Origin of the sequence: Nocardia sp. NPDC049190 (genome assembly GCF_040648115.1) — a bacterium.
Lineage (GTDB): Bacteria > Actinomycetota > Actinomycetes > Mycobacteriales > Mycobacteriaceae > Nocardia.
The window spans coordinates 28,551-42,660 of the sequence record NZ_JBEZDE010000005.1 but is presented as its reverse complement, the minus strand read 5'-3'; the positions used below and the strand labels follow the sequence as shown (position 1 = coordinate 42,660).

Annotated in this window: 13 protein-coding genes and 1 pseudogene; 10 read left to right on the top strand and 4 right to left on the bottom strand. The window is 65.2% G+C overall.

Going from position 1 to position 14,110, the window contains the following annotated elements; genetic code table 11:
• Window positions 1–111: 111 nt before the first annotated feature.
• Entirely contained in the window at window positions 112–1,767 is a 1,656-nt protein-coding gene (locus AB0B25_RS06930) for an ABC-F family ATP-binding cassette domain-containing protein (protein ID WP_357175877.1), read from the bottom strand.
• 146 nt (window positions 1,768–1,913) lie between these two features.
• Between AB0B25_RS06930 and AB0B25_RS06925 the strand changes: the two genes are divergently transcribed.
• From AB0B25_RS06925 to AB0B25_RS06910, 4 genes are all read left to right on the top strand, one after another.
• The gene (locus AB0B25_RS06925) at window positions 1,914–2,105 is read left to right on the top strand and encodes a PspC domain-containing protein (protein ID WP_357073888.1); all 192 of its coding nucleotides are present in this window, start codon (window positions 1,914–1,916) and stop codon (window positions 2,103–2,105) included.
• Window positions 2,106–2,203: 98 nt separating this feature from the next.
• Complete coding sequence (locus AB0B25_RS06920; protein ID WP_357175874.1) at window positions 2,204–2,512, top strand: DUF6802 family protein; 309 nt, start codon at window positions 2,204–2,206, stop codon at window positions 2,510–2,512.
• Window positions 2,513–3,149: 637 nt separating this feature from the next.
• Window positions 3,150–4,430 (top strand): aminoglycoside phosphotransferase family protein, encoded by a 1,281-nt coding sequence (locus AB0B25_RS06915; protein ID WP_357175871.1) that lies wholly within the window; start codon window positions 3,150–3,152, stop codon window positions 4,428–4,430.
• Window positions 4,431–4,636: 206 nt separating this feature from the next.
• Window positions 4,637–4,966 carry a DUF3761 domain-containing protein gene (locus tag AB0B25_RS06910; protein ID WP_357175869.1) on the top strand — a complete coding sequence of 110 codons (330 nt, stop codon included), beginning with the start codon at window positions 4,637–4,639 and terminating at the stop codon, window positions 4,964–4,966.
• A gap of 34 nt (window positions 4,967–5,000) precedes the next feature.
• On the opposite strand, the gene AB0B25_RS06905 is transcribed toward AB0B25_RS06910, so the two are convergent.
• Window positions 5,001–5,333 (bottom strand): hypothetical protein, encoded by a 333-nt coding sequence (locus tag AB0B25_RS06905; protein ID WP_357175866.1) that lies wholly within the window; start codon window positions 5,331–5,333, stop codon window positions 5,001–5,003.
• Between the two features lie 333 nt (window positions 5,334–5,666).
• Here AB0B25_RS06905 and AB0B25_RS06900 point away from each other — a divergent pair, with 333 nt between their 5' ends.
• Window positions 5,667–5,927 (top strand): hypothetical protein, encoded by a 261-nt coding sequence (locus AB0B25_RS06900; protein ID WP_357175864.1) that lies wholly within the window; start codon window positions 5,667–5,669, stop codon window positions 5,925–5,927.
• Window position 5,928: 1 nt separating this feature from the next.
• Here AB0B25_RS06900 and AB0B25_RS06895 read toward each other — a convergent pair whose 3' ends face one another.
• A complete protein-coding gene (locus AB0B25_RS06895) occupies window positions 5,929–6,408 on the bottom strand; it encodes a DUF5994 family protein (RefSeq protein WP_357175861.1) in 480 nt (159 codons plus the stop codon).
• Complete coding sequence (locus tag AB0B25_RS06890; RefSeq protein ID WP_357175858.1) at window positions 6,405–6,986, bottom strand: DUF5994 family protein; 582 nt, start codon at window positions 6,984–6,986, stop codon at window positions 6,405–6,407. The genes AB0B25_RS06895 and AB0B25_RS06890 overlap by 4 nt, the downstream gene beginning before the upstream one ends.
• 376 nt (window positions 6,987–7,362) lie before the next feature.
• Between AB0B25_RS06890 and AB0B25_RS06885 the strand changes: the two genes are divergently transcribed.
• The 5 genes and pseudogenes from AB0B25_RS06885 (at window position 7,363) to AB0B25_RS06865 (ending at window position 14,063) form a co-directional block, all read left to right on the top strand.
• A complete protein-coding gene (locus AB0B25_RS06885; protein WP_357175855.1) occupies window positions 7,363–7,737 on the top strand; it encodes a hypothetical protein in 375 nt (124 codons plus the stop codon).
• A gap of 910 nt (window positions 7,738–8,647) precedes the next feature.
• Window positions 8,648–10,270: an ice-binding family protein gene (locus tag AB0B25_RS06880; RefSeq protein ID WP_357175852.1), complete on the top strand. Its 1,623-nt coding sequence runs from the start codon at window positions 8,648–8,650 to the stop codon at window positions 10,268–10,270.
• An 812-nt stretch (window positions 10,271–11,082) separates the two neighbouring features.
• Window positions 11,083–11,145: pseudogene (locus AB0B25_RS06875) on the top strand (hypothetical protein); the annotation flags it as partial.
• 878 nt (window positions 11,146–12,023) lie between these two features.
• Window positions 12,024–12,335: a hypothetical protein gene (locus AB0B25_RS06870; protein ID WP_357175849.1), complete on the top strand. Its 312-nt coding sequence runs from the start codon at window positions 12,024–12,026 to the stop codon at window positions 12,333–12,335.
• A gap of 57 nt (window positions 12,336–12,392) precedes the next feature.
• Entirely contained in the window at window positions 12,393–14,063 is a 1,671-nt protein-coding gene (locus AB0B25_RS06865) for a hypothetical protein (RefSeq protein ID WP_357175846.1), read from the top strand.
• The last annotated feature ends 47 nt before the right edge of the window (window positions 14,064–14,110 follow it).

The following is a 14,110-nucleotide window of genomic DNA, read 5'->3' as shown; positions in this document are numbered from 1 at the left end:
TGCACCGACAACCATGACACCGACACAGTTGGGCGGGCAGCCGGCACGCGCGCGTCGGTAGTGCATCGCCATGCGGCATTCTTCTGAGGTTGTCGAGTCGAGTCGCGGTGATCAGAGCGTCTCGGTGAGGGTGCCCGATTCCATGTGCCAACGGCGGGTCGCGCGCACCGTGTCGAGCATGCGGCGGTCGTGAGTGACCAGCAGGAGTGTGCCGGTGAAGGATTCGACGGCCTGCTCCAGTTGCTCGATGGCGGGGAGGTCGAGGTGGTTGGTCGGTTCGTCGAGTACGAGCAGGTTGACGCCACGGGCTTGCAGCAGAGCCAGGGCGGCGCGGGTGCGTTCGCCGGGGGAGAGCGTGTCGCAGTGGCGCAGCACGTGCGCGCCGCGCAGGCCGAACTTCGCCAGCAGCGTGCGTACCTCGGCGTCCGGCCAGTCCGGTAGTTCGGCGCCGAAGGTGTCGGCCAGTGCGATGGTCCCGCGGAACAGGTCGCGCGTTTGGTCGACCGCACCGATCTCGACGCCGGAACCGAGGTTCGCGGTCCCGCCGTCCGGCGGGATCTTGCCGAGCAGCAGGGCGAGCAGCGTGGACTTGCCGGAGCCGTTCGCCCCGGTCAGCACGATGCGATCGGCCCAATCGATCTGGGTGGTGATCGGGCCGAGGGAGAAATCACCGCGGGTGACGGTCGCGGACGACAGCGTGGCCACCACCGAGCCGCTGCGTGCGGCGGTGGCGATGCTCATCCGCAGGTCCCACTCCTTACGCGGTTCCTCCACCACCTCCAGTCGCTCGATGCGGCGCTGTGTCTGCCTGGCCTTCGCCGCCTGTTTCTCGGTGGATTCGGCGCGCATCTTGCGGCCCGCCTTGTCGGAGTCCATTTTCCGCGGGTCGCGCGCTTTGCGGCGGGCAGTGCGGACACCGTGCTCGAGCCAGTTGCGCTGCATTTGTGCGCGGGCTTCCAGCCCTGCCTTGGTGTCCGCGTAGTCTTCGTAGGCTTCGCGCGCGTGCTGACGGGCGATCGCCCGCTCGGCCAGGTACGACTCGTAGCCGCCGTCGTACAGGCCGACCTGCTGCTGAGCGAGGTCCAGTTCGACGATTCGATTCACCGTCCGGGCCAGGAACTCGCGGTCGTGGCTGATCACCACCAGCGGAACCCGGACGCCGGTGACGAACTGCTCCAGCCGGGCGAGGCCGTCCAGATCCAGGTCGTTGGTCGGCTCGTCCAACAGCAGAATGTCGAAGCGCGACAGCAGCACCGAGGCCAATCCGGCACGCGCGGCTTGGCCGCCGGACAGACCGGTCATCAGCGTGTCGAGACCGTTGGGCAGGCTGTCGGCCAGGCCGAGATCGGCCGCCACCTCGTGGGCGCGCTGATCCAGGTCCGCCCCACCCAACGCGAGCCAGAGCTCCAGCGCGGGAGAGTAATCGTCCGCGCCACCTTCGGCGAGGCATTCGGCAGCGGCGTCCATCGCCTGCTGTGCGGCGGTGACTCCCGTTCGGCGGCCGAGAAACGCGAGCACCGTCTCGCCGGGCGTCCGCTCCGGTTCCTGCGCCAGGTAGCCCACCGTGGCGTCCGGTGGGCTCAGCGCGATGCTGCCCGTCGGCGTGCGCCGGTCGGCGAGCATGCGCAGCAGCGTTGATTTGCCCGCGCCGTTCACGCCGACCAAGCCGATCACGTCTCCCGGCGCGAGGGTGAGATCGAGGTCGGTGAACAGCGTGCGTTCGCCGTGCCCCGCGGACAGCCCGCGGGCATGCAGAGTGGTGCTCACCAGGACGAGTCTGCCGTGCTCGGGGTTGAACCCTGAGGTCGGGCCCCACGGAAATCAGGGTCGGTATCGGCCGCCGGACCGATGTCGGGCGCCGCACTGCCCGGCAGAGTGGAGTCCGTAGCGATCACCACCAGAGAGGCACGACCATGACCGCCCCTACCCGCCGTTTCGCTCGCTCCACCCACGACAAATGGATCGCAGGCGTCTGCGGTGGCATCGCCGAGTACCTGGGCTGGAACGCCAACGTCGTCCGTCTGCTGTTCGTCGTGTCATGTCTGCTGCCCGGACCGCAGTTCATCATTTACCTGGCGTTGTGGTTGCTGATGCCCAAGAAGTGAGCGGGAGGGGCTGCGGCAGGCGTTCACGGGATGTCAGGATGGAGCGATGCCGCCCATCGTGGCGGAGCGCGCACCAGTCCCGTTGAGGAGGAACCCCTTTGATCACCTCGGGCGAATTCCCGGGATTGGACCTACCCGGGATCGACGCGTCCTCGTCGCTCGACGAGCTGGGCGCGGTCGAACTGCAGCACCCCACCCAGGACATCGATGGTGACGGCACGCTCGACACCCTCGGCATCACCGGCGCCGACGCGATGAAGGTCTGGACGGACTACGACCACGACGGTTTCGCCGACCACGTCAAGGTAGTGGAGAAGGACGGCGACTATGCCGCCTGGGAGTTCCACCGCTACCCCGACGGGTCCTCCGAATGGGTCCGCACGGACCAGGGGAGAATCGGCAACTGATCCGAACGGCGCCTGCGCTGTTCGCCGCTCGTGCGCTGGAGCACGACAATGCCGATCCGGTCGGCCTCCGTGGCCCTGCCGAACGCCCTGACGACTGAGGCCACGCGTTGTTGATCTCGGTGCCGCGACTCATGCCTGCGCACCGGTCCTCCGTATTGGGCCAGATGTAGCCGGACAGGTGCGTGCGATCGCCGAGACAGCCCGGGATAGTTGGTATTACTGCTCCTGGGAAACTGTGCACGTCGGCCCCCGATTCGTGACATTAGAGTGATGCCGCGTTTCGCACACATGCCCAACAGGGCGGCTGCCGAGGTTGAGGCCCTGGCCCGGCCGAGGAGCCACGCTCCGCGGGCGCCGACACTATCGCGGGAGCCAGTAGAAGCCGGATCGAGTCAGACATCTTGTCGGCCGACCCGGTGATCCTTCACATCGCTCTCAGCGTCACCGATGCCTGCAGAGCAGTCGCGAAGCGCCGGACCACTACCGAAGGCCGGTTCGCCACGCAGTCTGCGCGCCGATCACCCCGCACCGGCTGGCTCGGAGCCTGCTGCACCGGAGGAACGCACCGCACGGCGGCGGAGGTCGGCTCCGCCCTCGACCTTGTTGTCTGACAGCGTGTTCACAGCGAAAGAAGCCGGTGGGCGGGTCAGGCAGCGGTGAGGTCATCGCGAAGATGCTGGAGGCGGCCAAACGCCTCGCTGACGCGATTGCTGAGAAAATCGGCCCGTGGGTCAGCAAGGCACACTACGAATTCCCGCGTGAAGTTCGCGACGGCCTCGATCGGACCACCCATGGTGACGAGCAGTCCGCAGCCGAACTCGACAGACTCGGTTCGGCTGGGCACGCGGACCGCGATAACGGCGCCGAACGGCCCGCCATCGAGGATGGATCACCCCACTCATCCATCGAGGCGCACACCCCCCATGGCGGTCGCGACCCGTCCGAAATATCCGCAGAAGAGGCCCGGGAGTTGTGTGAACAGGTTCGGGATCGGGAACCGGATGCCGCTGGAACCGGGAACCGGGTGAACCTTGTCGACACGACCGCGGGCCCGGCAGTGGTCAGGCGCGGATTGGACCAACCGACCGTGACCATACTGAAGAAGTGGATGCCGGAAAACGCGGCCATCAACTACGCGCGCGAGGTCGGTGTGCGAACACCCAAGATCCTCTACTCCGGAACGGACCCGTCGACCGGCCGGGAATTCACGATCATGCAATATGTTCCCGGCGAAACACGGGGCTTCAATGATCCCGAGTTGCTGAATTGGTTGCCCGATCTCCTCGACCAAGTGCAGTTGATGTCTTCCCGCCCCCTACCGGTGGGAATGAATCTCGATATTCCAGAGTGGCAGCAGCAGATGATCCGCCACGCCGACGACACCTACCACAACTTGCCACCGGAGCAACGGTCCAGGCTGGACCGACTCGGAATCGGGCCGCTGTCGGACTACATCCAGCCCGATCTCAGCCGCTCGGGCGAGTCGACTGTCTTCGCTCACAACGACCTCTACCCCTCCAATCTCCGGCTCGATGATCAAGGGAAACTGTGGATCTTCGATTGGGAAACCGCCGGGCCCGGTGATCCCCTCTACAACGCCGGGTTTTTCCTCCAACGGATGGGGACAGGAATTGATGGAGCGACCCGCGCCCAGGCAACCGACATGTGGCTGGATCGGATAATGCCGGCGAACTCTTCAGTCGACACCGGTGCAGTCCTCAGCACGTACCGCACGATGGAAGACTGGAGAGGAGTAACGGTGTGCGCCGAGATCATGCCCCGCGTCGTATCCGCCGACCCGAGCCGATTCGAGGGCTGGGTCGACTATTACGACACGCGCCTGTCTCGGAACCCGGAACCCTGGCCCGACATCCCGAAGGATGAATTGCGTATGTTGCTGCGCCAATGGGTCGAATAAGCCTGCGCGAGACTAGATTCTGCGCTCCTGACCACGCTGCGGTGCGTGACAGCGCCACGCATGGTGGTTCGGTACCGGTCCGTTTGTTACGCACCCGCCCCCTATTCGAAACGGAATGCAGACAACCGGGACAGATACCACGCTAGTTTCGGCTCCTGCGCCGGAGCTTTCCCGGCCGAGAGTCGTACCACCGTAGGGAGTTCACAATGAACAGCGACACAGGCCGCCCGCGCGGCGTCACCGGAATGCGCGGACAGCTGACCCGTCAAGTGGCGCTCGCGACATGGTTGTTCGCCACCGCCGTGGGTCTGGCGGCAGCCCCGCAAGCCGCGGCGGCCCCAACCCTGATTTCCTGTGGGACAGGCGAATACGAGAACGCCGACCATGATTGTGTCCGACGCCCGCAGCAGGCCCCGACCGCTCCCGATGGGGCAACTGCGCAGTGTAACGACGGCACGTACAGCTCGAGCCGACACCGCTCGGGTACATGCTCGCACCACGGCGGTGTCGCTCGCTGGCTGGTCGCCTTGCCGTAACCGGCGGCAGTCTCCGACGTCGTTCCTGGCCGACTTACCGTGTCACCCGGATACCGCTGTAGCGGCTGGGCATGACCATGCAGTACAGGCCACCGGTCTCGTTGGTCATGCAGTAGACCGGTCGTACCGAATCAGAGTTGGTCGGTTCGTACTGGTCACCGATTTGTTGCACGGTGATGTGCTGCGGATCTTTGGGCGGCAGCTTGACTGTGTCTTTCTCCCACGGATGCCACGCCAGCAGGCCTCCCCCGATACCAGCGACCAGGATCGCGGTCGACAACAGAAGGTAGCCGGCCAGCGGCCTTGTGGAATTTGCCTGCGGCTGAGGAAGTGACGGCTGCGGTACCGAAGATTCCGGGTTCGACATGCCACACAGTCAACATCGTCGAGTCGTCGATGGCTAGGCCGAACGGAGTTGCTGTCGTGGCGGACTCGCCGATGGCGAACGCGCCATCGTGCGCGCCAGCAGGAACTCCCGAGATGCTCGACCAGGCTGCGACGCACTGCGGCTCCTTGGTGACCGGGTACTCGTGTCCGACCCTGACCATGACGGTGACCATCCTGCGTCCCGGGACGAGACGGCTCCCGTGACGAGCGCTGCTTGCGCGTCGGCTACGAGCCAGGACCCAGCGCATTCAACTTCACACAGCTCAGCGGCGGCTCGATCGCGGCTGTTGGCCGAAGCAGGCGCGACCGTGCTGTGCGGTGGCGGAATCGGGGTAATGGCCGCGGCTCCGCAGGCGCTGCCGAGGCCGGCGGTTTGGTCATCGGTGTGCGACCCGATACCGACCGTGAAGCGATTTGCGATGGTCTGTCGGCAGTGCTGTATACGAACATGGGTGCGGCTCGCAACGCCGTTGTGGCAGAGCAGAACCCATGCTGTCGTGAGGTGCGCCATCAATGGGGTGCGGGCGCAACAACTTGTTCCGAATACCGCGACATTCCCCTCCAGGTCAGGTAGTTCATGATTGCGGCTGGTCCGCGATGGTGCGCACAGCCTTGCGCATCTGCGCGTCGGCGCGGTCTGCGGTGATGGCTGGGTCGATCACCAACAATCGAAGGTGCCGATCGTGCGGGCCGAAGACATACATCACCTGGGGTTGCTGGTCGGGAAGCGGTCCGGTGACCTCGATCCCGTCGGGAGGGTCGATGCCACGTTGGGACAGGCTCACCGTATTCCAGTCGAAGGCGATCCGTGTGGTCGCGCCCAGTCGGGTGGTGAGCGCGGTAATCAGGTCGTGCAGTTCGGTGGTGAGGTTATCGGTTCTGGGCCACCAGGCGCCATCGATGCCGCCGGACTCCTCGTCACGGTCGCGCAACAGCAGTCGCGGTGTGCGAGTCGGCGTGTCGAATGGCTGACCACCGCCAGGGGTGGCCTGGTATCGGCCCAGATCGCGGTCAGCGGCGGCAGCGCCCGCATCCCGGGGCGGGTTCTGCGTCATGTCAGACCTCCCGGAAGGGACGGGGATCCCGCGAAGGATGAACGCCGGTCTGCCGGGTCCACCGGCGCGTTGTGACCGCCTTCGTCGTCCCAGCGGCACAACGCCGCCGCGTTGCGGCTGCGATCGAGGATCTCGGCGGCCACCACCTCATCGGAGGTGAGTTCACTACCAGGTCGGGATGCCGCGGACAGCAACGCCTGGGCGGTGGCTGCCTCGGTGCCCGCCGGGATCACCAGGAGAACGAGCTGGGTCCGGTCCAATCCCACGACACAGAGCGCGTGGGCGGGCAGATGCCGGTAACCGTCGAGGCGAACCGAACGCCCGCCGATCGTCGTACGCCTCGGTGCCGACTGCCAGGCGTCCATGTTGTACATGATGCGATCGACGCCCCCCGCCCGCCTGGCGAACAGCCTCTCCAGATCGGCTAGTTCGGCGACCAGGTCGGTCGTGCGGGGCCACCAGGCCCCGCCCACCGCGAGCGCTCTGGGGCGGGGCGCTCGCGGTGGAGGTGGCGGACCGCTACGTAGGGAATAGCGTGCAGAGCGGTCCTGCAGGATCGGCTCGTGTTGTAGCGTCATCGCGACGCTCCTGACCGGGGCGGGCCCCTATTTGTCGCCGAGTGACGACGAGACCACGGGTGGTCTCGTACGAAAAGCCCCCGACACCTTGACACTACCCGCCGGGTACACACCGGCCCGACATGCACGGGACGGTGACCTGCGGTACTGCCACGAGGCCGTCCCACCGTAGCCGCCTCCCCGCAGGTCGAACCCGTTCCGACTGGCTCCCTTCGACGGCGCCAACGGACGTGCATCGCCACCGGGGTATGTGTCCCGCGCGGCACGGGAAATAGTTACCAAGCGGCAGCCATGGTCGCCGGGTCGCGCCTCGACACCGGGAGAGACCCGGCGTTGACTGGAGAAGGTACGCACTCCCCAGGCCATGGAGGCCGTCATGATCATCATTTTCGGACTCGTCGTACTGCTCGCCGCCGTGATCATCGGCGTGGTCGGGGTGCTGGGCAACGCTGGAACCGCCCACGCGCTGACCGACAACTTCGCCGTGCTCGGATACCACGTCACCGGATCCACCGGAACACTGTTCCTCTACGGCATCGTCGTCGGCGCGGTCGCTGCATTCGGGCTCGGCCTGCTGCTCGCCAGTGCACAGCGGACCTCCCGTCGCGGCCGCCTCGCCCGTCACGAACTCGAGCAATCTCGCCTCGAGACCGCCCGCGCATCGGCGGCCGACGGTTCGTCCTACAGCTCTCGCACCTGGCGCCATCCGTTCGGCGATCGATCCGCTAGGCCCAATACCGCCTCACACTGACCGACCGCCAGACCGTTCGGATGCGCTCGGTTCGGGCGAATACGGATCAACGACCTCGGCGCCGCCGAGCGGCCGGATCACTGTCGGCTTGAACGTCAGAGCCCCTTGTCGGATACCGTCGCGTCTTTGGCGAGGCTACGTCGGAAGCCTCCGAATCCGACCCATTCCGCCAACCTCCGCCCCACTGCGCACATAGTTTCCCGAGTCGCCCCGCCCGAAAGGCGCATCGAGCCAGGACGGGTCAAAGTGACGCTATCTGCGGTAATTCCTCAGCGCCGGATCGGGCGGATTTGCTCCTCGACCCTGACGACAACCGTCCGCCGATCGATCAGCTCATCCTTGTCAAGCCCCCGCATCGCGCGGCGAACTACACCCGCCACAACCGGCTACCCGACAGTTTGCGCTTCCTGTACCAGATGACACGGTTCTTACCTGCACCTGGTTCTGATCGCGGATCTGGGCAGCGGTCGGTCGTGAATCTCGACATCACTTTCGGATTTTGTGATCGCGAATTTCGACACCATTGTGGTGGCAGGTCGTCGCTCAGGTGATGCCAATACTCGTGACCGGGATCGGAAATTACTCAGCTCAACCGACACCAGGATTCGCGAACAACTGGCAGCGGAATTCGCGAACAACTGGCACCGGAATTCGCGAACAAAACCCAGCTGCTCGAACTGGGCGGCGGCGCCCATCGAAGCCGGGCTACAAGGTTACGCCTGGTGTTCCAGTTTCTCAATAGCTACCGGCCGAACCTGAAAACGGACAACGACCGGACGAAAACGGACCCGGGAAACATTGCCAAAGTGCCGCCACTGGAGGGTTACTGGGGATGAGCGGCGTAACAAATACACGACCCGTCCCGCTCCGGGGGAATTTTTTCACCGATCACTGATCAGAAGGCAAAAAAATGGCACCTGTCATCACCTCGTTGACACCCTCTTTCGGTCCTCCAGCAGGTCTCAACTCGGTAGTCATCACCGGCTCCGGGTTCGCCAATGTCGGTCCCTTGACTGTCCGGTTCGGCACGAACGCAACGACATTCACGATCGACTCCAATACCCAGATCACGGCCATCGTTCCGCCTGGAACCGGCACGGTGAACGTCACCGTACAGGCACTGTTGGACGGCACGAGCAACCCGCTGCCCTACGTCTATGGTGTGCTCCCGGTTCCTACTTTGACCAGCATCAGTCCGGCTTCGGGGCCGGCGGCCGGTGGGACAGTGGTTGTGCTCACCGGGACGAACTTGACCGGAGTCACCGCGGTGAGTTTCGGTGGGACACCGGCGACTTCGTTCACGGTCAACTCGTCGACACAGATCACGGCGGTGGCCCCAGCCCATTCAGCTGGGACGGTGTCGGTCACTGTCACCGCCCCCGGCGGAACGAGTAACGGTGTGGCGTTCACCTACATCGCGGTACCCACCCTCACCAGCATCACTCCGAGCTCAGGGCCGCCGAGCGGGGGGACCGTGGTTGTGCTCACCGGGACAGGCTTGACCGGAGTCACCGCGGTGAGTTTCGGTGGGACACCGGCGACCCTGTTCACCGTCAACTCCGACACCCAGATCACCGTCCTCACCCCAGCCCATTCAGCTGGCGCGGTATTGGTCACCGTCACCACCCCCGGCGGAACCAGCAACGGCGTCGCGTTCACCTACATCGCTGTGCCCATCCTCCTCACAGTGGTTCCGAACGTGGGACCGGCGACCGGTGGGACAGTGGTTGTGCTCACCGGGACAGGCTTGACCGGAGCCACCGCAGTGAGTTTCGGTGGGACACCGGCGACCCTGTTCACCGTCAACTCCGACACCCAGATCACCGCCCTCACCCCAGCCCATGCGGCAGGAACAGTACTGGTCACCGTCACCACCCCTGGCGGAACCAGCAATGGTGTTGCCTACACCTACGTTTCGGGTCTGGCGCCGGTCAATTTGGGCACGGCCTCGACGTTCGCGGTGCTGGGTGCTGCGACAGTCACCAACACCGGACCCACGGCCATCTCCGGTAACCTGGGTGTCAGCCCGGGCACCGCAGTGACCGGATTCCCGCCGGGAACGGTGACCAATGGAGCGATCCATCCCGGGGACGCGGTCGCGGCGCAGGCGCACACCGATCTGCAGGCTGCCTACATCGACGCGGTAGGTCGGACGCCTACCGCGTTCGTGACCACCGATCTCGCGGGACAAACCCTGACCTCCGGGGTGTACAAGGCAGTTGCCGGGATCGACCTCAACGGCACCGTCACCCTGGACGGGCAAGGCAACCCGAATGCGGTGTTCATCTTCCAGGCCGGGACGACATTGATCACCGGGGCGAGCAGTGTGGTGAACCTCATCAACGGCGCCACCGCAAGCAACGTGTTCTGGCAAGTCGGTAGCTCGGCCACACTGGGCGCCAACACCAACTTCGCCGGCAACATCCTGGCGTTCACCTCGGTCACGGTGACGGGCGGCACCACCGTGAACGGGGACGTCCTGGCCCTCAACGGTGCGATCACCCTGGACACCAACACCATCACGGCTCCCTGAGCCCCGATCCACCGAAAGGATTTCGCCCCTGCCCGCGCGCCTTCGGAGCGCGCGGGCAGGGGTGTCCCGGGTGTGGGTAGCCGCTACATGGGGTTGGGGACTGTCGCGAGAAGAGTCATGCCGAGAAGAGCGGTTTGGTGCAATGTTCAGCGGTTCACGCCGTGGCGCAACGTATCCGGGTCCTGGCATGTGGCCGGCCGGAGGGTGTTACGGATCGAACGACACTCTCCCGCTGAATCTCGTCCAGCGCGTCGGGCGGGAACATCCTGTGAAATCACAGGCGCAGTGCAATGTAGGGGAAACGATCGAATTCCCTTGTGTAACTATAGATATCAAGGAGCGGCAGTGCGGTCGCGACGTTGTTTGGATTCGGCAGAAAGTGCGAGGAGGCACGGCGCGCGCCGACTCGGCGGCAGGGCGGTATTGTCGGCGCAAGCACTTCGATAGCTGGACTTCAGCGGATTGCGGACGACCGGAGTCAGGTTGTGCGCTAGTTAGGCTCCTGCGCTGGAGCCTGTCCAGCCGAGAGTCGAACTGCGTAGGAGTTCAGATGAATGGCGACGCGGGCCGCCTCCACGGCGCTACCGTAATGCGCAGACCGCTGACCCTCGAGTGGCATTTGCGACCTGGTTGTTCGCCGCCGGCGTGGGTTTGGCCGCGGCCCGCAACTGCCGCGGCACCAACCCTGATTGCCTGCGGAACAAGCGAACGCAAAAACGCCGACCATGACTGGTCCGGCGCCCGCGGCAGGCGCCCGCTGCCCCTGACGGGCAACCGCACAGTGCAAGGACGGCACTTACAGCTCGAGCCGGCACCGCTCGGGCACCTGCTCACACCACGGCGGTGTCGCCCGCTGGTTGGTCACCCTGCCGTAACCATCGGCAGTCTGTGACTTCGTTTCGGTTCGCACTCCCGGTTGTTCGCGGACACCGCTGTAGCGGCTGGGCATCACCATTCAGGTACAGGCCGCCGGTCTCGTTGGTCATGCAGTAGATCGGCCGTGTCGAATCATGGTGGCCGAGGTATACAACAGCTCGTGCACGGGGGCGAGACGGTACAGATGATGGCCCGCGACCAAGGCGTGGCCTTGCAGGCCCTGGTAGGGGAGCGCCCGCCAGACGCCTCTGCCAGCTCGCCGTTACGACCGTCGAGCTCGGCGGTGATGCTGGCGCCGAGTGGCTCCAGCTCAGCACGATGCGGCGCATTGGCTCTCGCAACTCCTGGCAACAACCCGGGTTCGCCCGAGCGTAGAGACCGATGGACACCGCGGACGCGGCGCATATCCTCGTTACTGGGAAGTTGTGACCCGTCCAGCGGCCTGCGAGCAAACCTCTCGCGTCGACCTTGTCGACGTTTTCGGTGGCAGGGACCGCCGTATCGAGCCATTGCGACAGCCCCGATAACACGCACCTGACCTTCGACCGATACCGCCCGGCCGGGTCGCTGGTCGTCGCCGTGCTGATCCGTTTCCGCGCCCGGTCCAAAGAGCTCTCGAGCGCAGTCGAATGGTGGTTATCAACGGGCAGAACAGCAGCCATAACACTGCGTTCAGCAACACTGCGCTCAGCGAGCAACGGGGACGTCGGCGCCGCAACGGATCTGGGCGGGGCGGTAGCGTGAGCAGGGGTTTGTTTGGACACCGATTCGGGCGGAAGTCGGGGAACCGGATGTCGGTGGATTGCGTCGAAGGAAGTATGGCGGCAGTCGGGTTCGGCGCCTGGCGGGTCGACGCTATGAGGACGGAGGGGTGTTCATGGGCGGGTCGGAGACGTTCGGGGTTCGGACGGGGGAGCTCGGTGCGCTGGGCAGCGACTATCGGAGATCGGCGAACACGGTTCGAAGCCAGGCTGGAAAGGTTGCCCGCAATGGGTTCGGCGAGGGTGGCGAGGCGGGCAGGAACTATGCGCTGCAGGGCATCGCGGTGCATGAGGGGTTGCAGCGCATCAGCGCATGGTTGGCGAGATGGAGCGAGGCCACCGCCGCGACCGCTGATGCGCTCGGTGCGGCGGTAGTGACCTACGCGGAGACCGATCAGCAGCGCGCGGCGGAAACGAACACGAGGTGAAACGCCGAATGACCGCTGTTTCCATTGACGACACCAGACATTCGAGGAGTCGAGATCATGGCCGTTGCCTGGCAGGGTAGGACGATCGACGCCATCCTGGACGAAGGCAGCTACGGGCTGCAGTACTGGATACGGTTCATGCCGCTGTACGAGGCGGCGTTCGGCGGCAACGGTGGCCGGGGAGATCTCGGCGTGCTGCTGGCGCGATATGACGAGCAACGCGGTATGTCGGTGGACAAGCTGGCGGGGGCGGGCGCGGCGTTGAAAACCGCGCTGGGCGAGGTGGATAGGGAGTGGGAAGTACAACGCAGCCACACCGGTCTGTTGCCCACTCTGTGGCAGGGGGCGGCGGCCAACGCCGCGCTCGACATGCTCAGCAAACAGTCCGTCTTGGCCGACGAGGATCGACAGCACACGCGGGCAGCGTGGCAGGCGATCGATCCGATGGCGAACTCGCTGCGGCAGTCGGTGGGCGCGAAAGCCGAGGCCACACTAGGGCTGCTAGCGGATTCGGGGAATGGCAGCAAGGCCGTGCAGATCGACGGCAAGAGTCCGGAAGACGTGAAAGTCATTGTCGAGGTGCACAATGCGCACGAATGGATCAGCGGGGACCAAGTGCGCGACCTCAGCCGGATCTTCCCCGCACTCGCCGTGCCCAGCTACCAGACCAACGGCAAGCAGAAGCTGACCGGTGCATACGGCGAGAAGATCCGCAAGACTGTCAGTGATTGGCTGCAGAATCCCTTCAAACGGGATTTCGATGACAAATTGACGCGTTTCATCGACGCGTGCACACAAACCGATGATCACATCAAGCTCCAGTATCAGAACCTGGCTGATGCCTTGGCCGCGGTGTCCGACCATACGTATCCACGCCCGGCAGGGCCGTCGAAGCCGTCGTCGGGCGAGGCGGACAACCAGGGAAAACCCGATTCCCCGGTGTCTGCCGACTCTCAGTCCCCTACATCTCCTGGCTTACCCGGCCCGCCGTCGTCGACTTCCCCGCTCCCGACCGGTGCCGCGCCCAGCACAGCCCCGGCGAGTACATCCACAATGCCGACCGAGCCGAATGTTCCGACAACGCTTGCCCCCAAACTGCCGTCGCTGGACGGTCTGGCCGCACTCGATCAGTTGGCGAAGGAATCGTCCCCGGTGGCAACGGGTCTCGCTCAGGCGATCGACCAAGGCGTCACCGCACTGAGCGGAGTCATCAAGGAGGGAATCGACGCCGCTATCGAGAAACTCGGAGCGAATGTCGATTCGCCGCATGCCGACACAGACGGCGTGGATACGAATGACGACGAGGATTCCGCCGGCCGCTCGCCGACGGCGGAATTCGATATCGCCGGAAAGCATGTGAAGTTCGAGACGGGGCCGGACGGCCGGGTGACACTGGTGCTGTCCGACGCGACGGGCAGGCAGCAGGAGTTCGATCTCGAACTGGACGAGCATGGGATGCCGGTGATCTCGATGAAGGAGTCGCAAGAACCCGCGCCCGCCGCCGCCCCCCCGGCGCCCGAAACGCCGGAGAAGGACCATCCGGTCGACAGGCCGCCGGTCCCCGAATCGAACACCGACCGGCCGGAAGTGCCGGCGGGAACTCCGCCGAGCGCGCGACGCGAACAAGATGGCGAGCATTGGCCGAAGGCCGTACCGGAGCAGGGCGATCCGGAACCCGCGCCCCCAGTGGACAGTGGTGCGGAACTGGCCGAGGCAGGACCGCTATGAACCGGGGCGCCACCGGTGTGGCGTCACACTACGAGCGAGGCGATGCC

Excerpts from the sequence above, each read along its gene's own strand:
- AB0B25_RS06880 (WP_357175852.1), top strand. The coding sequence starts at position 8,648 with ATGGCACCTGTCATCACCTCGTTGACACCCTCTTTCGGTCCTCCAGCA.
- AB0B25_RS06895 (WP_357175861.1), bottom strand. The coding sequence starts at position 6,408 with ATGACGCAGAACCCGCCCCGGGATGCGGGCGCTGCCGCCGCTGACCGC.
- AB0B25_RS06910 (WP_357175869.1), top strand. The coding sequence starts at position 4,637 with ATGAACAGCGACACAGGCCGCCCGCGCGGCGTCACCGGAATGCGCGGA.
- AB0B25_RS06925 (WP_357073888.1), top strand. The coding sequence starts at position 1,914 with ATGACCGCCCCTACCCGCCGTTTCGCTCGCTCCACCCACGACAAATGG.
- AB0B25_RS06870 (WP_357175849.1), top strand. The coding sequence starts at position 12,024 with ATGGGCGGGTCGGAGACGTTCGGGGTTCGGACGGGGGAGCTCGGTGCG.
- AB0B25_RS06885 (WP_357175855.1), top strand. The coding sequence starts at position 7,363 with ATGATCATCATTTTCGGACTCGTCGTACTGCTCGCCGCCGTGATCATC.
- AB0B25_RS06865 (WP_357175846.1), top strand. The coding sequence starts at position 12,393 with ATGGCCGTTGCCTGGCAGGGTAGGACGATCGACGCCATCCTGGACGAA.
- AB0B25_RS06905 (WP_357175866.1), bottom strand. The coding sequence starts at position 5,333 with ATGTCGAACCCGGAATCTTCGGTACCGCAGCCGTCACTTCCTCAGCCG.
- AB0B25_RS06890 (WP_357175858.1), bottom strand. The coding sequence starts at position 6,986 with ATGACGCTACAACACGAGCCGATCCTGCAGGACCGCTCTGCACGCTAT.